The sequence below is a fragment of the Ligilactobacillus sp. JN-6 (Y).1 genome (assembly GCF_058111525.1).
On sequence record NZ_CM176599.1, the window covers coordinates 1,916,891 to 1,943,837 of the forward strand.

At 39.7% G+C, this 26,947-nt stretch carries 26 protein-coding genes and 1 other annotated feature; all 26 genes read left to right on the plus strand.

The genetic code is table 11. From position 1 onward, the window contains the following. The first annotated feature begins 53 nt into the window (after positions 1-53). Positions 54-2,720, plus strand: coding sequence for a DNA polymerase I (gene polA, locus AC3XNE_RS08960; protein WP_489831728.1), 2,667 nt, complete (start codon positions 54-56; stop codon positions 2,718-2,720). A gap of 172 nt (positions 2,721-2,892) precedes the next feature. Then, positions 2,893-3,726, plus strand: coding sequence for a DNA-formamidopyrimidine glycosylase (gene mutM, locus AC3XNE_RS08965; protein WP_489831729.1), 834 nt, complete (start codon positions 2,893-2,895; stop codon positions 3,724-3,726). A gap of 188 nt (positions 3,727-3,914) precedes the next feature. Continuing rightward, on the plus strand, positions 3,915-4,415 hold the full coding sequence (gene nrdR, locus AC3XNE_RS08970; RefSeq protein WP_489831730.1) for a transcriptional regulator NrdR: 501 nt from the start codon (positions 3,915-3,917) through the stop codon (positions 4,413-4,415). 19 nt (positions 4,416-4,434) lie between these two features. Next, on the plus strand, positions 4,435-5,814 hold the full coding sequence (locus AC3XNE_RS08975; RefSeq protein ID WP_489831731.1) for a replication initiation and membrane attachment family protein: 1,380 nt from the start codon (positions 4,435-4,437) through the stop codon (positions 5,812-5,814). A gap of 25 nt (positions 5,815-5,839) precedes the next feature. Beyond that, positions 5,840-6,760: a primosomal protein DnaI gene (gene dnaI, locus AC3XNE_RS08980; RefSeq protein ID WP_489831732.1), complete on the plus strand. Its 921-nt coding sequence runs from the start codon at positions 5,840-5,842 to the stop codon at positions 6,758-6,760. 304 nt (positions 6,761-7,064) lie between these two features. Next, positions 7,065-9,011, plus strand: coding sequence for a threonine--tRNA ligase (gene thrS, locus AC3XNE_RS08985; RefSeq protein ID WP_489831733.1), 1,947 nt, complete (start codon positions 7,065-7,067; stop codon positions 9,009-9,011). Positions 9,012-9,050: 39 nt separating this feature from the next. Next, positions 9,051-9,175, plus strand: a sequence feature (ribosomal protein L20 leader region). Positions 9,176-9,221: 46 nt separating this feature from the next. Next, positions 9,222-9,722: a translation initiation factor IF-3 gene (gene infC, locus AC3XNE_RS08990; protein ID WP_489833396.1), complete on the plus strand. Its 501-nt coding sequence runs from the start codon at positions 9,222-9,224 to the stop codon at positions 9,720-9,722. Positions 9,723-9,749: 27 nt separating this feature from the next. Beyond that, positions 9,750-9,950: a 50S ribosomal protein L35 gene (gene rpmI / locus AC3XNE_RS08995; protein ID WP_489831734.1), complete on the plus strand. Its 201-nt coding sequence runs from the start codon at positions 9,750-9,752 to the stop codon at positions 9,948-9,950. 120 nt (positions 9,951-10,070) lie between these two features. Continuing rightward, entirely contained in the window at positions 10,071-10,430 is a 360-nt protein-coding gene (rplT, locus tag AC3XNE_RS09000) for a 50S ribosomal protein L20 (RefSeq protein WP_489831735.1), read from the plus strand. 210 nt (positions 10,431-10,640) lie between these two features. Then, a complete protein-coding gene (locus AC3XNE_RS09005; protein ID WP_489831736.1) occupies positions 10,641-11,174 on the plus strand; it encodes a YqeG family HAD IIIA-type phosphatase in 534 nt (177 codons plus the stop codon). Continuing rightward, positions 11,167-12,291, plus strand: coding sequence for a ribosome biogenesis GTPase YqeH (gene yqeH / locus AC3XNE_RS09010; protein ID WP_489831737.1), 1,125 nt, complete (start codon positions 11,167-11,169; stop codon positions 12,289-12,291). The genes AC3XNE_RS09005 and yqeH overlap by 8 nt, the downstream gene beginning before the upstream one ends. 70 nt (positions 12,292-12,361) lie before the next feature. After that, positions 12,362-12,673, plus strand: a complete 312-nt coding sequence (gene yhbY, locus AC3XNE_RS09015) for a ribosome assembly RNA-binding protein YhbY (protein WP_489833397.1) — start codon at positions 12,362-12,364, stop codon at positions 12,671-12,673. A 23-nt stretch (positions 12,674-12,696) separates the two neighbouring features. Further along, positions 12,697-13,326, plus strand: coding sequence for a nicotinate-nucleotide adenylyltransferase (locus tag AC3XNE_RS09020; RefSeq protein WP_489833398.1), 630 nt, complete (start codon positions 12,697-12,699; stop codon positions 13,324-13,326). Further along, a complete protein-coding gene (gene yqeK, locus AC3XNE_RS09025) occupies positions 13,319-13,915 on the plus strand; it encodes a bis(5'-nucleosyl)-tetraphosphatase (symmetrical) YqeK (RefSeq protein WP_489831738.1) in 597 nt (198 codons plus the stop codon). Before AC3XNE_RS09020 ends, yqeK begins: the two co-directional genes overlap by 8 nt. 43 nt (positions 13,916-13,958) lie before the next feature. Next, the gene (rsfS, locus tag AC3XNE_RS09030; protein ID WP_489831739.1) at positions 13,959-14,315 is read left to right on the plus strand and encodes a ribosome silencing factor; all 357 of its coding nucleotides are present in this window, start codon (positions 13,959-13,961) and stop codon (positions 14,313-14,315) included. After that, positions 14,315-15,049 (plus strand): class I SAM-dependent DNA methyltransferase, encoded by a 735-nt coding sequence (locus AC3XNE_RS09035; protein WP_489831740.1) that lies wholly within the window; start codon positions 14,315-14,317, stop codon positions 15,047-15,049. The genes rsfS and AC3XNE_RS09035 overlap by 1 nt, the downstream gene beginning before the upstream one ends. Positions 15,050-15,061: 12 nt before the next feature. Further along, positions 15,062-16,216 (plus strand): nucleotidyltransferase, encoded by a 1,155-nt coding sequence (locus AC3XNE_RS09040; protein WP_489831741.1) that lies wholly within the window; start codon positions 15,062-15,064, stop codon positions 16,214-16,216. 79 nt (positions 16,217-16,295) lie between these two features. Then, entirely contained in the window at positions 16,296-16,847 is a 552-nt protein-coding gene (locus tag AC3XNE_RS09045; RefSeq protein WP_489831742.1) for a DUF177 domain-containing protein, read from the plus strand. 76 nt (positions 16,848-16,923) lie between these two features. Then, positions 16,924-17,100, plus strand: coding sequence for a 50S ribosomal protein L32 (rpmF, locus tag AC3XNE_RS09050; protein WP_489831743.1), 177 nt, complete (start codon positions 16,924-16,926; stop codon positions 17,098-17,100). Positions 17,101-17,284: 184 nt separating this feature from the next. Further along, positions 17,285-17,869, plus strand: coding sequence for a ribosome biogenesis GTP-binding protein YihA/YsxC (gene yihA, locus AC3XNE_RS09055; protein WP_489831744.1), 585 nt, complete (start codon positions 17,285-17,287; stop codon positions 17,867-17,869). Between the two features lie 47 nt (positions 17,870-17,916). Then, positions 17,917-18,216 (plus strand): nucleoside triphosphate pyrophosphohydrolase family protein, encoded by a 300-nt coding sequence (locus AC3XNE_RS09060; RefSeq protein ID WP_489831745.1) that lies wholly within the window; start codon positions 17,917-17,919, stop codon positions 18,214-18,216. Positions 18,217-18,575: 359 nt separating this feature from the next. Next, entirely contained in the window at positions 18,576-20,453 is a 1,878-nt protein-coding gene (gene glgB, locus AC3XNE_RS09065; RefSeq protein WP_489831746.1) for a 1,4-alpha-glucan branching protein GlgB, read from the plus strand. A gap of 87 nt (positions 20,454-20,540) precedes the next feature. Next, the gene (locus AC3XNE_RS09070; RefSeq protein WP_489831747.1) at positions 20,541-21,683 is read left to right on the plus strand and encodes a glucose-1-phosphate adenylyltransferase; all 1,143 of its coding nucleotides are present in this window, start codon (positions 20,541-20,543) and stop codon (positions 21,681-21,683) included. Beyond that, positions 21,683-22,858 (plus strand): glucose-1-phosphate adenylyltransferase subunit GlgD, encoded by a 1,176-nt coding sequence (glgD, locus tag AC3XNE_RS09075; RefSeq protein WP_489831748.1) that lies wholly within the window; start codon positions 21,683-21,685, stop codon positions 22,856-22,858. The genes AC3XNE_RS09070 and glgD overlap by 1 nt, the downstream gene beginning before the upstream one ends. Further along, positions 22,855-24,309, plus strand: a complete 1,455-nt coding sequence (gene glgA, locus AC3XNE_RS09080; protein ID WP_489831749.1) for a glycogen synthase GlgA — start codon at positions 22,855-22,857, stop codon at positions 24,307-24,309. The genes glgD and glgA overlap by 4 nt, the downstream gene beginning before the upstream one ends. Before the next feature lie 214 nt (positions 24,310-24,523). Beyond that, positions 24,524-26,914: a glycogen/starch/alpha-glucan phosphorylase gene (locus AC3XNE_RS09085; RefSeq protein ID WP_489831750.1), complete on the plus strand. Its 2,391-nt coding sequence runs from the start codon at positions 24,524-24,526 to the stop codon at positions 26,912-26,914. Positions 26,915-26,947: the final 33 nt, after the last annotated feature.

Consider the following 26,947-nt stretch of genomic DNA (forward strand, 5'->3'; position numbering starts at 1 on the left):
AAGAAGATTTTTTGGTAGAATAGTCATAGTAAAATAATTTAGAGGAGAAAATAATGGCCGAACAAAAAAATACACTTTTATTAGTTGATGGTAATAGCGTAGCATTCCGTGCTTTCTTTGCGTTACAAAATGTAGGCAGTTTTACAAATCACGCGGGCCTACACACGAATGCTATTTATGTTTTTAAAAAGATCCTTGATAATATTTTGAAAAAGTATTCTCCTACTAACGTTTTGGTGGCATTCGACGCAGGTAAAACAACGTTTCGTACCAAAAAGTATTCTGATTACAAAGCTGGACGTGCCAGAACGCCAGGAGAACTGAGTGAGCAGTTGCCATATTTGAGGAAAATGCTGACGGCGTATGGGATCAAAGATTATGAACTCACTGATTATGAAGCCGACGATATTATTGGGACACTATCTCGTCAAGGAGAAGATCAAGGGTATCGCGTCGTTGTAGTTACTGGCGATCGCGATCTAACACAGCTGACGACCAATGAGACAACTGTGGCGGTCACACAGAAGGGGTTTAGTGAAGTTGAAGAGTATACCCCTGCGCATGTTAAAGAAAAATACGGTTTGGAGCCGAAGCAAATCATCGATATGAAAGGTTTAGCTGGGGATAATTCCGATAATTACCCGGGTGTCACTAAAGTTGGCGAAAAAACTGCTATTAAGTTATTAAAACAATATGACAGTGTCGAAGGTGTTTATTCACATATTATTGAAATGAAACAGTCTAAGATGAAAGAACATCTGATAGAAGATAAAGACACTGCATTGCTTTGTAAAGAGCTAGCAACCATCAAAACAGATGCTCCGTTAACGATCAAGTTGACTGATACCAAGCGGCAAGAAGTAGACGGATCAGACTTACATTCACTATATGAAGAGTTAGATTTTAAGAGCTTTTTAAAAGAAATGTCCGGTGAAGATCCTGATGAACAAAAGGCGTTTGACAAAATAACTGTGACATTATTAAACGAAGAAAGTTTGGATAAGGTCCCAGCAAAGGCTAAGGGGTCGCTGACTTTTTATTTGGAAATGGATGGTAAAAATTACCATAACGCACCATTCGTGGGTTTTGTTCTTAAAGTCGATGGTCAATATTTTGGTGCTAGAAATGTCGAATTATTGAAACAGACACCACTTAAACATTTATTAACTGATCCGGCGAATAAACTGGATGTTTTTGACAGTAAAAGAACTTTTGTTGGCCTGAATCGTCTAGGGTTAACAATGACTAACGTAGATTTTGATCTCTTGTTGGTTTCTTACTTGTTAAACAATACCGAAAATAGTGATGATCTGGGTGAGCTGGCTGATCTTCATGGTTTTGATCAAGTAAAAACTGATGAGCAATTTTATGGCAAAGGCGCTAAACGCAAGATCCCTAGTGATGACGAAGAGTTGTTTGCCCATTTAAGTCATAAAGTTTCTGCAATTGCTACTTTAAAAGAAAAATTATTCTCAGAATTGAAGGATAATAAGCAACAAGACCTATACGATGAAATAGAGTTGCCATTAGCAAAAGTTTTAGCAAAAATGGAGATCGCTGGGATCACAGTGGACACCAAACGTTTAGAACAGATGAAAAGCGAATTTATTGAACGTTTGTCTGAGCTGAAGCAAGAGATCTATAATGAAGCAGGTGAAGAATTTAATATTAATTCACCTAAGCAATTAGGACATATCTTGTTTGAAAAATTGGAATTGCCGGTTATTAAGAAAACCAAAACGGGCTATTCTACAGCTGTAAGTGTCTTAGAAAAGCTGCGTGGAATGTCACCGATCGTCGATAATATCTTGACCTACCGTCAAATTTCTAAATTGCAATCGACATATATTGAAGGATTACTGAAGGTAGTTTTCAAAGAAGACCAAAAGGTTCATACGCGTTATACTCAGACTTTGACTGCGACAGGACGTCTATCGTCTGTTGATCCTAACTTGCAAAATATCCCAGTTCGGTTAGAAGAAGGACGCAAAATCAGACAGGCTTTTGTTCCGAGTCGTCCTGGTTGGCAAATTTTCTCGGCTGATTATTCACAGATAGAGTTACGTGTCTTAGCTCATATTGCTGATGATGAGCATATGCAAGAGGCTTTTAAAGCTGACCGTGATATTCACGCCAACACCGCAATGCAGATCTTTGGACTTGACAGTGAAGATGAAGTCACGCCTAACATCAGACGCCAAGCCAAGGCCGTTAATTTTGGAATAGTGTATGGGATCAGTGATTATGGTTTGTCACAAAATATCGGTATCACACGCAAACAAGCTAAGAAATTCATCGACACTTATTTTGAGAAGTTCCCCGGTGTTAAAAAGTATATGGATGACATCGTGAAAAATGCACGTGAACAAGGCTACGTTCAAACGATCTTCCATCGCCGTCGTTATTTGCCCGATATCAACAATAAAAATTATAATGTTCGTTCGTTTGCGGAACGAACGGCGATGAATAGTCCGATCCAAGGAAGTGCCGCTGATATTATCAAAGTTGCCATGATCAACATGGATAAACAATTAGCTGAAAAAAAGATGAAAACTAAGATGCTGCTACAAGTTCATGATGAATTGATATTTGAAGTTCCTGACGAAGAGGTGGCTGACTTTGAAAAAGCGGTCAAAGGTGTGATGGATTCAGCTGTTGATCTAAACGTTCCGCTTAAAGTAGAATGTGCTCATGGCAAAACTTGGTTTAATGCAAAATAGAAAAGTACGTGATTTACCGACAGACAAAAGATTTTTGTTGGCTGGTAAGTTGAGTTGACCGTGAGCCCGAACGAAACTTTTTGTCCGGTCTCACGGCTTTTAAAATGGTAGTATATCAATAAGGAATATTTATTTTTCCTGAGATAAATAAAAGAGAGTAGTTGGTGGAAAAATGCCTGAATTACCAGAAGTTGAAACAGTAAGGCGCGGTTTAAGCGCGTTGGTCACGGATAAAAAGATCACTGGGATCGAGTTGATCTACCCAAAGATCATTCTAGGAGATCCACAAGAATTTATTGAAAAGTTGACTGGGCAAAGGTTTAAAAAAATAGATCGAAGGGGCAAGTACTTACTTTTTCGTTTTTCTGGGGACTTGACTATGGTTTCTCATTTAAGAATGGAAGGCAAATACGCGGTTAAAAAAAGTGACGTCCCACTTGATAAGCATACGCACATTGTGTTTGAACTCGATGATGGTACACAGCTAAGGTATAACGATGTGCGCAAATTTGGTCGTATGCAATTAGTTAAGACTGGTACAGAAGATGAGTTAAGTTCTTTGAAAAAATTAGGACCGGAACCACGCCCAGATACATTTTTAGTTGATGATTTTTATGGCAAACTACAAAAAAAGAAGAAAAGTATCAAAACAGCTTTGCTAGATCAAACTATTGTAGCTGGTTTAGGAAATATTTATGTTGATGAAGTTCTATGGATGACCAAGATCCATCCTGAGACTAAATGTTTTCAAATCACATTTGAACAGGCACAACAGTTGCATGATAATATTATGCTAGAGTTGGAGCGTGCGATCAAAGCTCGTGGCACGACAGTTTTTACTTTTGCTGGTGCAGATGCCGAGATCGGCTCTTTTCAGGATCAATTGCATGTTTACGGCAAGAAGGATGAACCTTGTTCTAGGTGTCAAACCCCTATCGAGAAGATCGTCGTTGGTCAACGGGGCACTCATTATTGTCCGCATTGTCAAAAGTTAGCTCCTGAGTAGATGTAACTTCTTGTAATATTTACTAGCAGTTTAGTCCTTCAGTGAGAGCAAAAAGGACCTTCTTAATTAGCAGTGTTGCGATAGGAAAAGTTTGTTTGCTGTATCTTTTATGATAAAATCGTTTTGAGTGATAAGCTAAACAAGGCAGTCTAGAAACGAATAATTTGAATTTAATTGAGGTGGAAATTATGATGTGTCCACATTGTCATCATAACAGTTCACGTGTCGTTGACAGTCGACCTGCAGATAATGGTCATGCCATCAGACGGCGACGGGAATGTGAAAATTGCGGCTACCGTTTTACCACTTTTGAACGAATCGAAGTTACTCCTCTTTTGGTGATTAAAAAAAATGGAAACAGAGAAGAGTTTGACCGTGATAAGATCTTAAGAGGTATCATGAGAGCTGCTGAGAAAAGACCCGTCGGGATGGACAAAATCACGAGCATCGTCGATGATGTAGAGAATAAAGTTCGTGCTTTAGGGGGAACAGAAGTCTCCACTCAGTTGATCGGCAAGTATGTTATGGATGAATTAGTTGATGTTGACGATATTGCATATATCCGATTCGCTAGCGTTTACCGTGAATTTAAGGATATGGGTGCTTTTGTCAATGAATTGAATGAATTGATGGGTCGTGGTCAAGAAGACGAACATGGCCCAGAGGATAAGGATCATACAGATCAATAATTAAGTAAGAGGGAAAGATATGGCTACCGAAAATTTGAAAAATATTTCCCCAAAAGATGGTTTTGTCGTGGTACAAAGAAGTTGTCCGAGTGATGAAGACCTTAATGTTCTTCTTGACTTATATGTGCCGATCATGGGATCTAATGCATACGGAACTTATTTACTTTTTAGCCGTTATGGTAAGGTCCGTCCCGACCTGGTCAAAAGATCGATGAATAAAGAGCTATTGGTAGGATTGTCTTTTGGAATGAGAGATTTTTTGGAGGCGCGTGAGAAATTAGAGGCCCTAGGTTTGTTAAGGACCTTTGAAAAAAATGATCGCTTAGGTAAACTATCTCTGTATTTCATTTTGCGTCCGTTGGTAGGCGCTAACTTTTTCAACGACGACCTGCTTAGTACGTTGTTATTGGAGACCGTTGGACAAGGGGCATATCGGAAGCTGCAAGAGAAGTACTGTCCACCTGAATTTAACGTAGAGGGCGGTCAGGAAGTCACTAAGTCATTCTTGGACGTTTTCCCTGTCCGTCAGAGCACTTTGATGGAAAAAGCAGCCTCTAAAAAAGTGCAGCCTCTTGAAAAGCAACACCAGCAATTGATCGATCAAAATGAAACGGGCTTGGATCTCAAATTTTTTAAACAGTTGTTGGAAAGATCTTTCGTCCCTCAAGAAGAGGCCTTTAAAAACATGGACGCAATTCAGACGATCCATCTTTTGTATGGTCTAGATGAGATGCAACTAGTTCGTTTGTTGGAAGAAGCGATCGATATTAACAGCAATAAGTTGAATGTTGGTTATTTTAAAATGCTGGCGCATAATTCGTTTGATAACCAATTGAAAAAAACAAATGCTGCTAAAACTGACGATTTAACCGTTGAGGAGAATACTAGTAGTGGTAATTCTGAGTCTGCAGACTCAGAATTGATAGAATTTTGCAAATCTATGGCTCCGATGGAGTTTTTAAAAACTATCAAAAATGAGACTGGCGCATTGTTAACAAGTTCCGAAAAGTATATGGTTTCGAATGTAGTTCAACAGCGGATATTACCTAATGAGGTGATCAACGTGTTGATCCATTATATTTTAAGTGATCGAGGAAATGCCAGCATGCATCAAGGGTACTTTGAGACGACTGCGGCTACTTGGTCCAAGAATGGTGTGAAGACAGCGCAACAAGCCATGGCTGAAGCGCGTAAAGTCGTACAAGAGGGTGCGAAGAAGCATCAAAATAAAGGGAACTATCGCCGCAGTCGTCCGGTCGTTCAAAAAGAACAGTTGCCTGAGTGGGCCCAAAATGGCTACAAGCAACCTGAGAGTACAAAAGACCAAACCGACAAAAAAGCTGATCTTCAAGCGGAGATCAAACGACGTTTGGAAGAGATCAAAAATGATAATAAATGAAGTTTAATAGAAATGAGGTGAGAGTATGGAAAGTCTTAGTCAGATACTAGCAGAACAGTTGAAGGATAATAAATGGGGCCCTCGTTATCAGAAATTGATCACGGCAGTACAAAAAGATCCTGATGTAGTAGATTTTTTGAAGCAGCATCAAGGTGAGCTTACTAGAGATGAGATCATTAGAAGTGCCAGTAAATTGTACGAGTTCGTTAACTTTAAAAATCAATTAGCGGCTGGTGAAAAAACTTTTATGCCTGGGTATTATCCATCCTTGATATTAAGTGATCATCATATCGAGGTCACCTATACTCCTACCAAAGAATTCTTAGCTAGGCAAAGGCAAAAAGAAATTAAGCAGCGGGTCAAGGTCATCAGTTTGCCTAAATCGATCCGAGACGCTGAACTATCTGATTATTACCCTGAGGGAAGAGAAGAGATTTTCGATGCTGCATTACGTTTCTTTCAAGAATTTCTTCAAGCACCACATGAATTTCATAAAGGGATGTACTTGGAGGGAAGTTTTGGTGTTGGTAAGACATATTTGTTAGCTGCGTTAGCGAACGGGCTTGCTGAAAATGGCTATAGTACGACACTTGTTCATTTTCCTTCTTTTGCTGTAAAAATGAAAAGTTCGATCAGTAGTAATTCGACCGGCGATTTGATCGATTCCGTCAAGAAGGCGCCAATTTTAATGTTGGACGATATCGGGGCTGATCAGATGAGCAGTTGGTTTCGCGATGATGTTTTAGGCGTGATCTTACAGTACCGGATGCAAGAAGAACTACCAACTTTCTTTAGTTCTAACCTTTCTTTAAAACAATTAGAAGATGAATATTTAACGATCAACAGCAGGGGTGAAGCTGAACCCTTGAAAGCCAAACGTATTATGGAACGGATCCAGTTTTTAGCCGATGAGTATCATGTCGTTGGTCGAAATCGCAGAAAATGAAAAAATTTCTGAAAATCTCTTGTTAGTTTAATGCTTTAGTGTTTTAATATAATTAAATTGTGTGAAAGACATGAACCCAATTTTCAGGGAAAGAAGCCGTGACTGAAAGCTTCTTACATTAACGGTTTACCACTTTCATAAAAAGCTTAATGAAAAGTTGAGTCGGATGGTTGCCGTTAACGACCTTGAATAAGGAATTCGTACGTTTGTGCGAGTTTAAATATGGGTGGAACCACGTCATAAACGTCCCTGTCGTTATTGAACGGCAGGGCTTTTTTTATACAAAATTTAGGAGGAAAATTTTATGTCACAAATCAACCTTACTTTTCCAGATAACAGTGTTAAACAATTTGACAGTGGAGTAACTGTTAAAGATGTTGCTGATTCTATCAGCATCAGTTTGGGTAAAAAAGCTGTTGCTGGTAAGTTTAATGATACTGCTGTTGATCTTTTTCAAGAAATAAAAGAAGATGGACAAATCGAGATCACTACGAAAGATTCCGAAGAAGGGATCCATGTTTTATGGCAAACAGCTGCATTAATTTTGAATAAAGTATTGGCAGACAAGTATCCGGAAATGAACTTTGGTGAAGCACGAGTTGACGAGCATGGCTTTTATTTAGATACTGAAAAGCCAGGACAAACACAGGTCGCAGAAACTGACTTTGATGACTTATCTGCTGCAATGGATCAGATCTGTCTTGCTGATGATGCCATCGAGTTTTCTGCGATCAGCAAAGAAGAAGCCTTACAAAAAGCCGGTAACGATCCATATCAAAAGCAATTGGTCGAAGAATTAGCCAGAGACAGCCAAGTGTCGGTTTATCGGTTAGGTGACTTTGTTTCTTTGGCTTACGGTCCTGTTTTGCCATCAACAGGCAAAGTTAAGATCTTTAAGCTCTTAGCAGTCGCCGGGGCTTATTGGAAGGGTGCTTCAAGTAATCCAATGTTACAACGGATCTATGGTACGGCTTTTTATAAACAAAAAGACCTGGATGCCGAATTAGCTAGAAGACAAGAAGCTCATGAACGTGATCATCGTGTGATCGGCAACCAACTTGATATTTTCTTTGTTGATCCTAAAGTTGGCGCAGGCCTGCCATACTGGATGCCAAACGGTGCCACGATCAGACGGACGTTAGAGCGCTATATTATTGATAAGGAATTAGCTGCGGGGTACGAACATGTTTATACTCCAGTCTTGGCCAACGTCGACTTGTATAAGCAGTCTGGTCACTGGGATCATTACCGTGATGATATGTTTCCACCGATGGATATGGGGGACGGTGAATTCTTGGAGTTGCGTCCAATGAACTGTCCTTCTCACGTGCAAGTGTATAATCATCACAAGCGTTCATACCGTGAATTACCTTTGCGTTTAGCAGAGTTGGGTATGATGCACCGTTATGAAAAATCAGGTGCTTTGACTGGTTTGCAACGTGTGCGCGAAATGACTTTAAATGATGGTCATACTTTTGTGGCCCCAGACCAGATCGAAGATGAATTCAAGAAGATCTTGGACTTAATGATCGATGTATACAATGATTTTGATATTCATGACTATCGTTTCCGTTTGAGCTACCGCGACCCAGAAAACACCGAAAAATACTTCGATGATGATGAAATGTGGAACAGATCTCAAAAAATGCTTAAAGCTGCGATGGATGATATGGGATTGGATTACTATGAAGCCGAAGGTGAAGCGGCATTCTACGGCCCAAAACTTGACGTACAAACCAAGACAGCTTTGGGTGGAGAAGAAACATTGTCAACTATCCAATTGGACTTTTTGTTACCTGAGCGTTTTGACCTGAAATACGCTGGTGCCGATGGCGAAGATCACCGTCCAGTTATGATCCATCGTGGTGTCATCTCTACTATGGAAAGGTTTACTGCTTATTTGATCGAAATGTACAAAGGTGCTTTCCCAACATGGTTGGCTCCAAAACAAGTTGAGATCATTCCTGTTAAAAATGAACTACATTTAGATTATGCTAAGCAATTACAAAGTCGGTTACTTTCACATCATATCAGAGTCGATATTGATGATCGCAATGAAAAGATGGGCTATAAGATCCGTCAGGCTCAAGTCAATAAGATCCCGTATACTTTAGTTCTTGGTGACAACGAAGTTGCTGATCAGACTGCAACAGTTAGACAGTATGGACAAAAAGATACTTCAACGATGTCATTTGATGATTTTGTAACTTTGCTCAATCATGATATTGAAACATATAGTCGTAAAAACTAATTGACAAACTACAACAGAGTTGGTATTATAATATAGTTGAGAAAAAAGCAGAAGCACCCGCTTCTCGCCTAGGGGATAGAGATCCTCGGGCAGAATTACGAAATAACCTCACTGTAACGTGGGGAGTAGTGGGTGTGAGATAACACCCACTTTTTTTCTGCTTACTCTTCTGAATTTTTTTGGAGGTGAAACATCATAGCAGTAGACAAGATCGTTAACGATGGTATTCGTGCACGCGAAGTTCGTTTGATCGGCAAAGATGGTACCCAGTTGGGAGTTAAATCTAAAAAAGACGCTTTAGCTTTAGCTGAACAGTCCGAGTTAGATTTGGTCCTTGTTGCACCGAAGGCTAAACCGCCGGTTGCCAAAATCATGGATTATGGTAAGTATCGTTTCGAATTACAAAAGAAACAGCGTGAAGCTCGTAAAAAGCAAAAGGTCATTAATGTTAAAGAGGTTCGTTTGAGTCCTACGATCGATACGAATGACTTTAATACTAAGGTCAAAAATGCACGTAAGTTCTTAGGTAAAGGCGATAAGGTCAAGGTATCTATTCGTTTTAGAGGCCGTGCGATCACGCATAAAGATATTGGTCGTGAAGTCTTAAATAATTTTGCAAAAGAAACAGAAGATATTGCTTCTGTTCAATCAAGACCAAAAATGGATGGTCGCAGCATGTTCTTAATGCTTGCACCATTAGCCGAAAAATAGGCTAGTAATTTAGGAGGAGAATGTATTATGCCAAAACAAAAAACACATAGCGCATCCGCAAAGCGCTTTAAGAAAACAGGAAATGGTGGTTTAAAACGCGCACATGCTTTTACATCACACCGTTTTCACGGTAAGACTAAAAAACAACGTCGCCAATTAGCTAAGCCTGGTATAGTAGATTCCACAGATATGAGCCGTATCAAGCAAATGATATCGCAAATGAAATAGTCATTTGTTTGTTGAGATATACAAGTAGGTATTTTTACCTTTACTAGCAAGTTTATTTGCTCTCATACAAGAGAGATGATCCAAGGCTGAACTTGGATGATTAATTAAGGAGGAATTCACATGTCACGTGTTAAAGGCGGCGCAGTTACGCGTCAGCGTCGTAAAAGAATGTTAAAGTTAGCTAAGGGTTACCGTGGTTCGAAACATACTCAATTTAAGGTAGCCAAGCAACAGGTTATGAAAGGTCAGCAATATGCTTTCCGTGATCGTCGCAAGAACAAATCCAACTTCCGTAGATTATGGATCGCTCGTATCAACGCAGCAGCTCGTACAAATGACATTAGTTATAGTAAATTAATGCATGGCTTGAAGGTTGCTGAAATCGATGTAAACCGTAAAATGCTTGCTGATTTAGCAGTTAACGATCCTGCAGCTTTCTCTACAGTGGTTGATCAGGCTAAAACAGCTTTAGCAAAATAACCTTTTAGATAATATGAGCTGAGACAAAACATTGGTTTTGCTTCAGCTTTTTTTACATATTAGGCATATACGTTTTTCTTGCGCTTAAATTTTGTTGAAGAGCACGCATGATTTTTTAATTAACTGGATTATTTTTGGTAGTCTAATTTTTGCTAAAGATTGTGGAAATAATCTATAATTGAATTACTGATGAAATAGGAGAGTTGTAAGATGCTTGCAGATTTTAGACCGACGTGGATGTTGGAATCGATTTATGATCTAACTCCAAATGAGATTCGAGAACATAATATTCAGTTGATTTTGACTGATTTGGATAATACTTTGATCGCGTGGAATGATCCCAACGGATCGCCACGATTGCGGCAATGGCTAGCGATCATGAGCGAAGCCGAGATCCCTGTGGTTGTAGTGACTAACAATAGTTCAAAAAGAGCTGCTAGAGCTTTAAAAGAATTACAACTACCCTTTATTTCTAGGGCTTTAAAGCCATTTACGCGGGGCATTAATATTGCAAAAAAAGAATACCGGATCAGTTCTTCGCAGATCGTTTTAGTAGGGGATCAATTACTGACAGATGTTGCAGCTGCTAATAATGCTTCAATTAAAAGTATCTTAGTTAAACCACTGATCGAAACAGATGCGTGGAACACAAAGTTGAATCGAACTATTGAAAAGTCGTTGAAGAAGCGCCTTTTGAAAAAAGGATATTTAAAAAGAACATGGGGGCATTCGTTGAATGGATGAAAATAGTGAAGAGTTGTATTGTATTGGCTGTGGAGCAAAGATCCAGTCAGATGATCCTGCACAACCAGGGTATACACCAGCTTCTGCGATAAAAAAAGGGTTAGAAAATGATGAGCTTTACTGTCAACGTTGTTTTCGTTTACGCCACTATAATGAAGTTAGTGACGTATCTTTGACTGATGATGATTTTTTGGCCTTATTAAATCAAATTGGCAATGCAGATGCTTTGATAGTCAATGTTATTGATGTTTTTGACTTTAATGGTTCTTTGATACCGGGGATCCACCGTTTTGTTGGTAATAATCCGGTTTTGATGGTAGCTAATAAAGAAGATCTATTACCGCGTTCCTTGAAACGGCCTAAGTTAAAGGATTGGGTCCGACAACGAGCAAATGCAGAAGGTATTCATCCGGTGGATGTACTTTTAACTAGCGCGACTAAACAACATGCGTTGGAAGATTTGTTAAGAGCTATTGAAAAGTATCGTAAGGGTCGTGATGTCTATGTTGTCGGTGTCACCAATGTTGGTAAATCGACGTTGATCAACCAGATCATCAAGCGTAGTACGGGAATGCAAGACCTGATCACGACTTCTCGTTTCCCAGGAACGACCCTAGATAAGATCGAGATCCCTTTGGATGATGGTAAAATGAACGTAGATACACCCGGGATAATTCATAAAGACCAAATGGCTCATTACTTATCTGCTAAAGAACTCCGTTTGGCAACCCCGCAAAAAGAGATCAGGCCTAAAGTTTACCAATTAGCTGCGGGTCAAACCTTATTTTTCGGAGGTTTAGCACGCTTTGATCTGATTTCTGGTCCAGCACAACGTAATGGCGTTACCGTTTATATGGAAAATAATTTGCAGATCCATCGCACGAGGCTTGAAAAAGCAGATGATTTTTTTGCACGCCATCAGGGCGAGTTATTACAACCCCCGACAACTGATGAATTGGATACTTTTCCTTCTTTAGAACGATTCGAATTTAAGCTCCGTGAAAAAAGTGATATCGTGTTTGAAGGATTGGGCTGGGTGACTGTTAAGAGCGGAACGGTCGTAGCAGGTTATGCCCCCAAAGGCGTTGGTGTCTTACGCAGAAAAGCAATGGTTTAAGTGATCAATATCTTGCAAGCTAAAATTGCAGTTAAAGAATTAGTTTAGAATAAAAATAAGGAGTGAGTTAATAGCGTTACGCGGAAAGCAGAAACGTTTTTTAAGAAGTCGGGCACATAATCTGCGTCCACTATTTCAGATCGGTAAAGACGGACTAAGTGAAAATTGGCTGGTAAATGTTAATGCGGCTATTGAAAAACGTGAATTACTAAAGGTTTCTATTTTACAGAATTCTTTAGTCGACGAAGATGAAGTGAGTGAATTTATTGAGAAAAATAGCTCAATTCAAGTTGTGCAAAAGATCGGTCATACACTTGTCTTATACAAGAAAGCGGCAGATAAAGAGAACCGTGTTATTTCAACTGAGGTTGAAGCTATTTAGTTTTGGAGGTCAGTAGGTTGGAAATGAGTACAGTTGAGATCCCAAGGGTCAAAGTTATGCCAGAAGTTATGTTTGGCGCTCAAAGAAAACGGATAGGACTGATGGGAGGAACTTTCAATCCATTACACAATGGTCATTTGGTAGTAGCACAGCAAGTTTTAAGTCAATTGGGGTTGGATAAAATAGTTTTTTTGCCCGACAATTTTCCTCCTCATGTTGATAGGAAAGAAGCTATTTCTGCTAAAGATCGTGTGAATATGGTTCGTTTGGGGATCGCTGACAATGAAAATTTTGAACTGAATACACTTGAAGTTGACCGTGGTGGTGTAAGCTACACTTACGATACGATCAAGGAACTTCAGACACGTCATCCAGAAGCAGACTATTATTTCATTATCGGCGGGGATATGGTTGAATACTTGCCCAAGTGGAATAAGATCGAACAGTTAGTCAAAATGGTGAAATTTGTTGGAGTTAAACGAGCTGGTTCTAAAACAAGTAGCCAATATCCGATCTTATGGGTCGACACTCCAATGATCGATATTAGTTCAACTTTGATAAGAAGCAAAGTCAAGCAAGGTTGTTCGATCAAATATTTAGTACCAGATATCATTGCAGAGTATATTAAAAAAGAGGGGTTATATCGTGAGTGAAGTTGAATATTCTGGGGACTTTTTTGCTGGAACTCGGGAGCAATTAGTTACAGCTGTTAAACAAAGTTTAAGTGAGCATCGTTTTCAACACGTTTTACGGGTGGAGCAAGCTGCGCTTAAACTAGCTAAGTTGAATGATGTTTCATTAGAGAAAGCAAGCATTGCTGCTTTAACGCACGATTATTCAAAGGAACGTAGTGATAGAGAGTTTAAGGAAACGATCAAGAAGTATTCAATGGATCCTGATCTGTTAAATTGGGGAAACTTTATCTGGCATGGTGTTGTCGGCGCACAAATCGTTTCTCACGAACTAAAGATCACAGACCCTGAGATCTTAAACGCCATTTCTAGGCATACAGTTGGGGCACCTAAAATGACTAAACTCGATCGAATAATTTATGTGGCAGATTTTGTAGAAGATGGTCGTGAATTTCCAGATGCCAAATTGGCTAGAAGTTTGGCTTATGCTGATCTACAAGCTGCGGTCATATTTGAAACAAAACATACTTTGCAGTATTTAATGAGTTCAAATAAGACGATCTACCCAACAGCGATGTTGACGTATAACGCTTGGGTCGCAGGCAATTAAAAGCGATGATGAGTGTGTCAAAAAAGTTTAAAGGAGATTATTAATGGATAGTAAAGAGTTATTGAAGGTAATTGTTGAGGCTGCTGATAATAAAAGGGCAAATAACGTGACTGCTTTAGACGTTGAAGGTGTCAGCTTGTTAGCAGATTATTTTGTCATTATGGATGCCGGTTCACAACGACAAGTTAAGGCTATTGCAGAAAATATTGAAGAACAAGTTGAAAATGCTGGCTACGATGTGCGCGATATTGAAGGTAAAGGCGGATCCAGCTGGGTTTTGTTAGATTTCGGTGATGTTGTCGTTCATGTTTTCCAAAAGGAAACGCGTGAATTTTATAATTTGGAAAAATTATGGGCTGATGCCAAAAATGTAGATGTCTCTGACTGGGTCAAGGCCTAATGAACTATACTACTTTTGCTCAGTTATATGATCAGCTGATGGATCAAGAAGTTTATGCTTCTTGGGTGGACTACTTTAAGCAAAGAGTCGGTCCAGATCCTGGTACTATTTTAGATTTAGGGTGTGGTGCTGGAGCCTTAACTCTTCGCTTGAAACAAGCAGGTTACCAGATGGAGGGCTTGGATCTATCAGATGAAATGTTGAGTTTGGCTAGCGAAAGAATGAATGAAGCAGACGACTTTTTCCCGGTTTATCAGGGTGATATGACAGATCTTAGTGGCCTTGGTCAGTATCAGGCCGTGATCAGCACTCTAGACTCGTTGTGTTATCTAGCTGATCATGCTGAATTGTACCAAGTTTTTCACGAGGTCTATGTCCATTTGGAAAAACAAGGTAAGTTTTTATTTGATGTGCATAGCATTTACCAAATGGACCAGATTTTCCCTGACTATATGTATAATTATCAAGATGAAGAAAAAGCTTTCTTGTGGCATTCTTATCCGACTGACGTTACCCATGGGATCGAACATGAACTAACTTTTTTCGTTAAGGATAATTTGACGAAAAATTATCATCGCTTAAGTGAATACCATTATGAAAGGACATATGCTTTAGGAGAATATGTTAGTCTATTAAAAAAAGTCGGATTTAAAAACGTTGAAGTTAAAGCTGATTTTGGTCTTTCTGCTGTTCAAATGGAGTCGAGGCGCTGGTTTTTTTGTTGTGAAAAGTAAGGAGCGATGGATATGACAGGTGTTGTCGGTGTGGTAGCCGAATACAACCCGTTTCATAATGGTCATTTATATCAACTGCAACAAATCAAGCAGACTTTTCCTGATAATATAGTTGTTGTCGCTATGAGTGGTAACTTTTTACAACGAGGAGAGCCGGCATGCTTGGACAAATGGACTAGGACCCATGAAGCTCTCGAAAATGGCGCAGACCTGGTGATAGAGTTGCCAGTCATGGCATGCGTGCAACCGGCTGATCGGTTCGCATATGGGGCAGTTTCTTTGTTGGCAGCTCTAGGTGCAGATAAATTGGTATTTGGAGCAGAGCATAGTTCATACGATTTTATGTCCTTTGCACGCCAGGTCGCTGAAGTCCATGGTGACTTTCATAAGTACGACGAATCTTACGCTCGCTCATTCCAAGCCGCCATCACAAAAGAGCTAGGCCATGCTGTAGACCAACCTAATGATCTATTAGGCTTGGCCTATGCCAAAGCTAATTATCGGTTAGGTGAGCCATTAGATCTCTATCCACTGCAGCGGGTAGAAACAGAGTATCATGACCAAACACTGCACGAAGGCGCGAAAATAGCGAGTGCTTCAGCTATCCGGAAAAATTTTTCGTTTGCTGATCAAGCTCGAAAAAAACTCGTTTCGTATTTGCCAAAGGTTTCTTTAGACGATCTAGCTGAAGGTCCTTTCGTTTCATGGACTGATTTTTGGCCGTTTTTGCGTTATAAGATCGTGAGCAGTAAAATCGATGAGCTAAGCCGAATATATGGTATGACTGAGGGGATAGAATACCGGCTGCAAGAACAAACTCAGCGTTTGTCACTGGATATTAGCTTTGATGAGTGGGTCAAAGCAGTTAAGACAAAGCGTTTTACGTATACTCATCTTGCTCGGTTGTCGGTTGCAATATTACTCAATATTTCAGAGCAAGAAGTTCAGGCATATAACAAATGTCCATATATTCGGTTGCTCGGTTTTGGTAAAGAAGGTCGAAAACAACTAGCCAAAGTTAAAAAAGACTGTCCCTTTCCCATTTATTCGCGGGTCTCGCAAGAAGATAGGAAAAAGCAGTTAGCAGTTGATTATCGTGCAGGTAAAATTTATCAGCTTTTTAGCGGAAGTGAACAGGATGTAAAACGCGCGCCAATAGTATTTTAAAAAGGGTGTCAAGGAAAACACTTTGACAAAGGAATTTATGCACTGTATAATTACACGTGTTGCATTGGAGGAATATAGCATGAAGTGGTCGTATAAACAACTGCAACAGCTCGGTGATGAACCGCTCCAGATCAATGAAACATTTCATTTAGAAAAAAATTTAAAGGCTCGTAGACGTGAGATCATATCAGTTGCACCGATCTCCGTTAAGGGCGTCGTTGGAGCAGATCGTTTGGGGGCTTATAGTCAATTACAGGTGGAAACAAAGCTTGTTTTGCCTTCAACAAGATCGTTAGCTCCTGCGGACCTTGAACTTTCTTTTCTGATCAACGAAAATTATGTTGAGGCAAATCGGACTGATTTTTCAGAATTTTCCGAGGAAGATCTCGTTTTGATTTTAGATAATGATTTGCTTGATTTGGACAAAGTTATAACTGACAATATTTTGTTACAAATTCCCATGCAGGTTTTGACTGAGTCAGAGAAAAATGCCGCTGACCCCGCTTTAGCAGGTCGTGATTGGCAAGTTTTGTCGGAAGACCAGTTAAACAAACAGCAAGATGACAGTAGCCAAAAAGTCGACCCTAGGCTGGAGAAACTGGCTCATTTTTTTGATGATACTGAAGAATAGTTGCAAAAGTAGCGGGTAAAGGTTACAATCTTTCTTGTTGAATATTTTTAAACTTTGAAAAGGAGGTGCTTGTAAGATGGCTGTACCAGCAAGAAGAACTTCTAAGACAAAAAAGAGACTTCGTCGTACTAATTATAAGCTGCAAGTTCCTGGCATGACAGCATGCCCACATTGTGGTGAATTAAGACAAGCTCACCATGTATGTTCTAGTTGTGGTTACTACGGTGATAAAGAGGTTATCAACGTTAAGTAATAAATTCAAATAATCGTGTGGAGGGACCATGGCCCTCAAGGCGATTTAGCAAAGCATCTGAGGGTCAAACGGTCCAGGATGCTTTTTTAGTTGCAAAAATTTTAAGGGTTATTATTGTTACTGTCGAAATTAGTCCTTGATATGGTAAAATTAGAGATGATTCAGAAAGAGAGGCACATACTTCATGCAGGTTCATAATGTTGATCTGACTATTAGTGCAGTCAGCCCAAAACAGTATCCTACCGAAAATTACCCTGAGATCGCATTTGCAGGGCGCTCAAATGTCGGTAAATCATCTTTGATCAATGCTTTGATCAACCGAAAGAGTTTCGCACGCACGTCTAGCCAACCAGGAAAAACGCAGACTTTAAACTTTTACGATGTCGAATCACAGTTATTTTTTGTTGATGTTCCCGGTTATGGTTACGCCAAAGTCTCACAAAAAGAACGGGCGAAATGGGGTGCGATGATCGAAACCTATCTCTCATCTCGTGAGCAATTGCAAGGGGTAGTTTCTTTGGTAGATGCACGACATGCACCAACTAAATTAGACCAACAGATGGTGAATTTATTACATTATTACGATTTACCTATATTGGTAGTCGGTACTAAAATCGATAAAGTGAAGAAGAGTCAACGAAATCGTTCTTACTCTTTGATCAAAAAGACTTTGCAACTCGGAGAAAATGATGAGTTACTTTTGTTTTCGGCGTTAGATAAGACTGGCAAAGACCAGGTTTGGAATTGGATCGAGCAGAAAGTCAAATAGTATAGGCAAAAATAAACAATTTTTATTTATAAAGGACGGGAAATTCTATGGAATTCAATGACTATCAAGAAAAGGCAAATCGTACTCTTTATGGCAATGAGCAGGTTTTAACTAACTGTGCATTAGGTTTGGCGGGAGAAAGTGGTCAGTTGATCGACTTAGTCAAAGCTTATACTTTTAAAGGCCGAAAGCTTGACCGTCAAGAAATGATCCACGAAATGGGCGACGTTTTATGGTATCTTTCTCAAATCGCAGAGTGGGCCGATATCCCCTTTGATGAAGTCGCCCAAGATAACATTGAAACTTTGAACAAACGTTATCCTCATGGCTTTTCACCGATAAAATAAACATAAACAAACTTTGATTTGGAAAGATAGAAACGAGATCCTGTTAATATGGGGTCTCGTTTTTTAGGGTCTATTTGAAATTGAGCATAAAAATGTATTTTTTGATTTTTGCATGCTCATTTAGGAAATTTATTTTGAATAGTTATGGATCACTGCTAATAAATTTTTTGTCTTATTAGCAGCTAAACTTAAATTCTAACTAAAAGGAATACGATTAATTATTGAAAACGCTTACTTAAAGCAATATAATTAAGTATAGGGTTATTTAAAAAAGCATAAGTAGTTTGAATTTTTATGAAATCATAGGGCTTAAGGTCTGAGATTTAAGCTTAACTTTAATAATTTAAGGAGGTGAGTTGATGCGCGAAGCTGAATTTAATGAAAGAGCGTACCTTTTTAATACTGGCAGTTACTTTGAAAGTTATGATTTCTTAGGGTGTCATAAACTCACGAAAGGTTACTCTTTTACTGTGTGGGCCCCTCACGCCAAGGAAGTTTATTTAGTTGGTGACTTTAATGGTTGGCAACGTGATCTACCATTAAAACTTCAAGGACAGACCGGTTTATGGCGGGTCGAGACTGATCTTCCACGTAGAAATCAGTTGTATAAATATGGGATAGTTGACCAGCAAGGTAATTATCATTTGAAGATCGATCCCTTTGCATTGGGGTTCGAAAAAAAACCAGGGAATGGTGCGAAAGTAATGACATTGCCCGACAAAAAATGGCACGACTTTAGTTGGTTAAAAAAACGTCGCCAAAAAGAACTAACTGAGCAGCCGTTAAATATTTATGAAGTCCATGCGGGATCATGGAAGATCCATGGTCAAGAAGATTATTTATCTTATGGTGAATTGACCAGTGAATTGATCCCTTATGTTAAGAAAATGGGCTATACTCACGTTGAATTTATGCCTTTAATGGAACACCTTTTGGATGCTTCTTGGGGTTACCAGTTAATGGGGTATTTTGCTCCTTCGAGTCGTTTTGGCGACTTGATTGGATTTTTACGCATGGTCGACACTTTCCATCAAAATGACATCGGTGTCATTATGGACTGGGTCCCAGGTCACTTTATTAAAAACATTGATGCTTTGGCTTTATTTGACGGGACACCTTGCTTTGAATATGCAGATCCGACGCAAGCTAATAATGTCCGTTGGGGAAGTTGGAATTTTGATCTCGGGAAGACCCAGGTGCAAAGTTTTTTGATCTCTAGTGCTATGTTTTGGCTGAACTTTTGTCATTTAGACGGATTGCGGGTGGATGCTGTTTCGAATATCTTATATTTGGATTACGACGCAGGCAAGGGAGGGACAGTTAATGATGAAGGAACGAACATTAAAAAAGAGGGCGTTTCCTTTATTCAAAAACTTACCACTGCCGTTAAAGGCTATTTTCCCGATGTCATGTTGATCGCTGAAGAATCATCTGCGTTTCCTAAGGTAACTGGAGCAACATCAGATGGCGGCTTAGGTTTTACGTATAAATGGAATATGGGATGGATGCATGATGTCTTGGACTTTTTTGCAACGGACCCATTATTTCGTAAAGGTCAGCTTAATTTATTAAGTTTTTCATTTCTTTATATGTATGATGAACGTTTCATTTTGTCGCTATCTCATGATGAGGTGGTTCATGGGAAAAAATCACTTATGCATAAAATGGCTGGTGATCGGTATAATCAATTTGCCAACTTGAGGAGTTTATTAACCTATATGATCGGTCATCCCGGTAAAAAGTTACTATTTATGGGCAGCGAGTGGGGTCAATTTTTAGAGTGGCGTTATTGGAGTAGTCTCGAATGGGTCGACCTTGAAGATGAAATGAACCATAAGATGCAACACTTCACACAAACATTGAATGAATTTTATGAGCAAGAACCAGCTCTTTTCGAGCAAGATTATGATCCGCTAGGCATCGAGATCTTCGATGCAGATGACCCGAATGCAGAAACTTTGGGATTTACCAGACGGGGCTTTAAGGAAGACGATGTTGTAATATTTGAGTTGAATTTAGTTCCGACAGAAAAGCAGAATTTTATCTTACCTGTTCCTTATTCTGGAATATATGAAGAAGTGATCAATACAGAAATGCTGGAGTTTGGTGGAACTTGGACTAAAGGTCAAGGAGAATTTAAAACACGTGGGGAGCCGTACTTGGGCCAACCAGATAGTATTGAGGTGATCTTGCCAGCAGAGAGTGCGTTAGTTGTCAAGCTAAAAAAGAGAGCATAGTTATTTCGAGAATTGCAGTCAGAAACTAGCAGTAAATTTGACTAGCTAATATTCTGAAAGAAACAGAGCAGAAAATGGTGTGTCTTTATGGGTAAGGAAATGGTAGCAATGATCTTGGCCGGCGGGCAAGGCTCACGGTTAGGGAAGTTAACGAAAGCAACTGCTAAACCAGCAGTACCTTTTGGCGGACGGTATCGGATCATCGATTTTACTTTAAGTAATTGTTTTAATTCTGGCATCGATACAGTCGGTGTGGTCACCCAATATCAACCTTTAGAATTGAATGCACACATTCATAATGGTGCTAGTTGGGGATTGGATGGTAAAAATTCTGGGGCAACAGTGCTTCAACCATTTGCTTCGCGGGAAGGAGAAAAATGGTTCGAGGGGACTGCGCATGCAATCTACCAAAATATTGAATATATTGACCTGTATGACCCTGAATATGTACTGATCTTGTCTGGGGACCACATTTATAAAATGGATTATGAAAAGATGTTACAATTTCATAAATCGAAAAAAGCAGCTCTAACAGTTGGTGTGTTACCAGTTTCAATGGAAGAGGCCACGCGGTTCGGTATTATGAACACTGATGAAACTGAACGGATCATTGAATTTGAGGAGAAACCAGAACATCCTAAAAGTAATTTAGCTTCCATGGGGATCTATATTTTTAACTGGCAAACTTTGAAGAAATATTTGCTCGATAGTTATTCTAAGGATGGTAAGTTAGAAGACTTTGGTAAGGATGTTATCCCTGCATATTTATTTAATAATGAATCGACCTATGCTTATTCTTTCAATGGCTACTGGAAGGATGTCGGGACCATTTCAAGTTTGTGGAAAGCCAATATGGAGTTCTTGGATCCTAATAATGAATTGAATATTGGTGACCGCGAATGGCGGATCTATTCAAGAAATGAGACTCTCCCGCCAATGTTCTTAACAGAAAGTGCCAATGTTGTTAATTCGATGGTCGTTGACGGTTGCTATATTTCTGGTGATATCAAACATTCTATCTTGTCACAAAGAGTCACGGTCGGAACGGGGACGACGATCACAGATTCAATGGTCATGCCTAATGCAACAATTGGCAAGGATGTTAAAGTCGACCATGCGATCATTGGTGAGAGAGTTACGGTCGGCGACGGTGCGCATATAGTTGGAACTGAAGACGAGATTGCAGTTGTCGGCTATGGAGAGGTCGTGGGAAAGAAGGTTGAAAACTGATGAAAGAAAATAAGATCAGTACTATCATTGATCTGAGTGCAAAATATGATGCTCTAGAACCATTAACGAAAAATCGGACTGTTGCCAATTTACCTTTTGGCGGACGCTATCGTTTGATCGATTTTCCTCTTTCGGCAATTGCCAATGCGGGGATCAAAGAGGTTGGCATGTTGGTGCCTCAGAATGACCGTTCCTTACAAGACCATGTCCGCAGTGGGAACTCGTGGGGGCCTGACTCGATCGTCGGTGGAGTTTTCACATACCCTAGCATTGAGAGCGAAAACAGCAAGGACCCTGCCAGACAGCGGCAATACTACCAGGATTTGCTCACTTTCTTAAAAAAATCCGATTCAACCTATACGTTGTTAACAGGTGCTCATAGTATTTCTAATATCAATATTAAGGAAATCTTGCGTTATCACATTGGAAATAATAATCCGATCACTGTGGTTTATAAACGGCAAATGGTAAAGTATGTTACCCCTGAAGAAGAAGCGTTGAGTATCTCAGGCAATGGTGATGTTACTGCTATGCTTTCTGCAGGTAGTCTGATCAAGGGGCGGAGTCATGATGATAACTTGCCAATGGCAATGAACGTTGAAATGTTGCGGACAAGTCTGCTGATCGAGTTGCTTCAAGACGCTGCCAATCAATCCGAATTTAAAACACTTCCTCATATTATTCGTGAAGCTGTAGAAGTCTATAATGGTAACGCCTATGAATATACAGGTTTCTACGCTAATGTCAACACGATCAAACGTTTTTTTGATACTAACATGGCGATGCTTCATGATGATGATTTTCAAGCTGTGTTTTTTTCTTCAAAACCGGTTTATACCAGAAACAAGAATGAGATCCCAACATTTTTCTCAAAGGATTCACAGGTAAAGAAATCACTTTTGGGAACTGGGGGACGGATCGAAGGCGAAGTGCAAAATTCTATTATTTTCCGGCGTTCAGTGGTCAACCGCTATGCTAGTGTTGATCATTCGATTTTGATGCAAGACACTAAGGTCGGTTTAGGAAGTTCATTAAAATATGTCATTCTAGACAAAAATGTCGTTATTGGTTCTAATCTAAAAATTGAGGGTACTCCCGAAAAACCACTTGTTTTCTCTAAGGGTGCGTCGATTTTACGGCAGAGTGATATTACAAAAGGGGGACAAAAAAAGTGAAGAAAATATTATTTGCGGCAGCTGAAGGTGCCCCTTTTTATAAGACTGGCGGGTTAGGCGATGTGATCTATGCTTTGCCAAAAGCTTTAGCCAGTCAAAAAGAGCTGGATGTACGGATAGTTTTACCGTATTATGCTAAGTTAATGCCAGAAAAATACCGCAAGCAATTTAAGCATGTGATAGACTTTGAAATCACAGTAGGCTCCAAACAGCGATATGTGGGTATTGAGAGCTTACAGCTGGGCGGTGTTTCGTGCTATTTTGTAGACAATTTAGAATATTTTGGTAGAGATGCTTTATATGGTTTTGACGATGATGGCGAACGTTTTGGTTTCTACCAAATGGCAGTGATCGAGATGCTCGAAAAAATAGATTTTGTTCCAGATATCTTACACGTTAACGATTGGCACACGGCTTTTATCCCTGTTTTGTTAAAGGATAAGTATAGTTGGATCACTGGGCTAAGTAATATCAAAACTGTTTTGACTATCCATAACATCAAGTTCCAAGGAGTTTATGACCCCATCGTATTGGAAAGCATCTTCGGGATCGGACGGCAATTTTTTACTGAAGACGGTTTTAAGTATTATGATGCTATCAACTTCTTAAAGGGTGGCATTGAATTTGCAGATAAAGTTACGACTGTTTCTCCTTCTTATGCACAAGAGATCCAAACACCAGAGTTTGGTGAAGGCTTGGATGGAGTGTTGCGCGAAAACAACTATAAGCTGGCTGGGTTTTTGAATGGGATCGATACTGAAATTTATGATCCACAAACTGACCAAAATATTAGCGCCAATTACGGAGTGGCTGATTTTGCTTTACAGAAGGCTAAAAATAAAAAACAACTACAAAAAGATTTGAATCTCCCACAAGAAAATGTTCCGTTATTTATCATTATTTCACGACTAACTAGGCAAAAAGGCATGGACATTCTTTTGGGGATGATCGATGATTTTGTTGTCCGTCATCACGTTCAGTTTGCTTTACTCGGGACTGGTGATAATGATCTTGAGCGTGATTTTAGCCGGGTCCAAGATCGTTATCCCGGCCAGTTATCTGTAAATATCAAGTTTGATGAGCGATTAGCACAACAGATGTATGCTGCGGGTGATTTTATCCTTGTTCCTTCCGCTTTTGAGCCATGCGGGTTATCGCAAATGATGGGAATGAGATATGGTGTTGTTCCAGTAGTCCATGAAACTGGTGGCTTACGAGACACTGTTAGTCCGTATAATGAATTTACGGATGAAGGTTTAGGTTTCAGTTTTGCTTCCTTGGATCCGCAAACACTGGCTAAAATCCTTGCTTATGCCTATCAAATCTATGTCGAGCGGCCTGAAAACTTTAAAAACATCATCACTCGTGACATGCAAACTGATTTTTCATGGCAGAAATCAGCAGCGCTTTATTTAGGAATGTACAAGGAACTGTGGGGCTCTGTTAGCTAATGAATTGCTGGCAATATATGGTGTAAAGTAAAGATCACGTATATAAGCGAGATCATATTTCGTACAGGAGTAAGCTTAAATTTTTCAGGATCATTTAAGCTTACTCTTTTAGAATAAAGAATATCGTGGCATGTTTGGCTGATGGTCAACGATAAAAAATGATCATGGACAAGATTTGTTATAAAACAAATTTGAAGGGAAAAGAGTGGTTTGGGTGAAAGTAACAGAAAAAAAGTTTATTACCGACTTCAAACAAGAAGTCACAGAAATGTACACAGTTGATTTTTCTGAGGCTAATAAAAATCAGTTGTATCAAGCATTGGCTGCTTTGATCCGCAATTATTTTGCGTCGGATAGACAACAAACACGAAGCAAATATCGGACAGAAGAGAGAAAACAGGTCTATTATTTTTCCATCGAATTTTTGCCTGGACGATTTTTGGCGTTAAACATCTTAAATTTAGGCTTGACATCTATCGTGGAACAAGGCTTAGATAAGTTGGGTATCAACTACCGCGAACTAATTGAATGTGAGCCAGAACCTGGTTTAGGTAATGGTGGCTTAGGACGTTTAGGCTCTGATTTCTTGGATAGTGCAGCTGCTGAAGGTATTGCATTACAAGGAAATGGCATTAGATATAAGTATGGTTTGTTTGAACAAAGATTTATCAACGGCTATCAAGTTGAGATACCCGATGACTGGTTAAGAAATGGTGAGCGGTGGAGTACGCGACGTGAAGATCGTGCGTGTTTAGTCCGTTTTGGCGGTCACGTTTGGCTGCAAGAAGATAGCTTAGGGCGGCTACGTGCCAACTATGAAAATACTCAAGATGTGCTGGCCGTTCCTTATGATTATGTGATCACCGGTTATAAAAACCATGTCGGAAATCGGATGCGTTTATGGTCGGCTGAACTACCATTTGAACAGCACAAAGTCTATAATTTGTCACAAAAAGAGAGTGTTGATCAGATCACAGAGTTTTTGTATCCTGATGATTCTAATTGGGAAGGACAATTATTACGTCTCAAACAAGAATATTTTTTTGTATCTGCTGGAGTCCAGAGTATCGTTCGTTCATATAAACACGTTCACCACAGCTTAAGCAAGCTAGCTGAAAAAATTGCGATCCACATTAACGATACTCACCCGGCGGTTGCGATCCCCGAGTTAATGCGTGTTTTAATGGATGATGAATTTTTGAGTTGGGACCATGCTTGGGACCTAACTAAAAAAGTGATGTCTTATACCAACCATACATTAATGTCAGAAGCACTTGAGACTTGGCCTGAAGACATGCTAGCACAGACGTTGCCTCGTATATATCAGATCATACAAGAGATCGACCGCCGTTTTAAAGCCGACATGACCTCTTTGTATGGAGAAGAAGTTACCAATTCAGTTGCACCTTTAGGGGCTGGCACCGTTAGAATGGCTTACTTGGCAGTGATCGGCAGTCATAGTGTTAATGGTGTTGCTAAGATCCACACAGATCTATTGGAAGCTAGTGTTTTAAAAAACCTATATAAAATGTTCCCTGAAAGATTTAATAATAAAACAAATGGGATCAATTTAAAGCGTTGGCTGCAAGTGGCTGATCCTGAGCTAAGCCAGTTGCTAAACCAGACTATTGGTGAAGGATGGCAGCATCATCCGGATGAATTACAAAAGTTTATGGTCGCTGTTAATGATAAGAAAGTACTTACTGCTATGGGCGGGATCCGGCATGAAAAGAAAAAGCAATTGGCATCTTTGATCCAAGAAGAAATGGGGATCTCTATTGATCCTCACGCACTTTTTGATGTTCAGATCAAACGTTTGCATGCATATAAGCGTCAGTTAATGCATGCAATGTATATTATTGATGAATATTTACAGATCAAGAAGGGTCAAAAGTTGATGGTCCCACGGGTGCATATTTTCGGCGCCAAAGCGGCTCCCAGCTATCATTATGCTAAGCAGATCATTAAATTGATCAATACTATAGCTGACACTATTAATAATGATCCGGAAGTAGCTGACCAGTTAAAAGTAGTATTTATACCCAACTATGGTGTTTCATTAGCAGAAAAAGTCATTCCCGCTGCGGATGTCAGTGAACAGATATCATTGGCGGGTAAAGAAGCTTCGGGGACCAGTAATATGAAGTTGATGGCAAATGGAGCAGTGACTTTGGCAACACAAGATGGAGCTAACATTGAGATAGCTGAAGCAGTTGGAACAGATAATATTGTGACTTTTGGACTTAGCGTGTCTGACGTGGAAAAGTACCAAAATTATCGTGCACGCGCTTTCTATGAGTCTGACCCAGAGATCCACGAGATCCTAGATACCTTGACCGATGGAACATTTGCTGGTTGTGACACTGAAGGACACGAGATTTTTGATTCGCTGGTAACGTATAATGACCAATACTTTTTACTAGCTGATTATCAAAGCTACAAAGCAGCACAAAATAGGATCGATGAAATGTACCAGGATCGTTTATTATGGTATAACATTGCGGCTACTAACGTCGCTCAAAGCGGGAAGTTTTCTTCCGATTATACGATCGAACGGTACGCCGAGGAAATTTGGCAAGTTAAGGTCGAGCAAGGTGCACAATGAAGAAAAATGGCGGCTAAGAGAAATTTAGTGAAT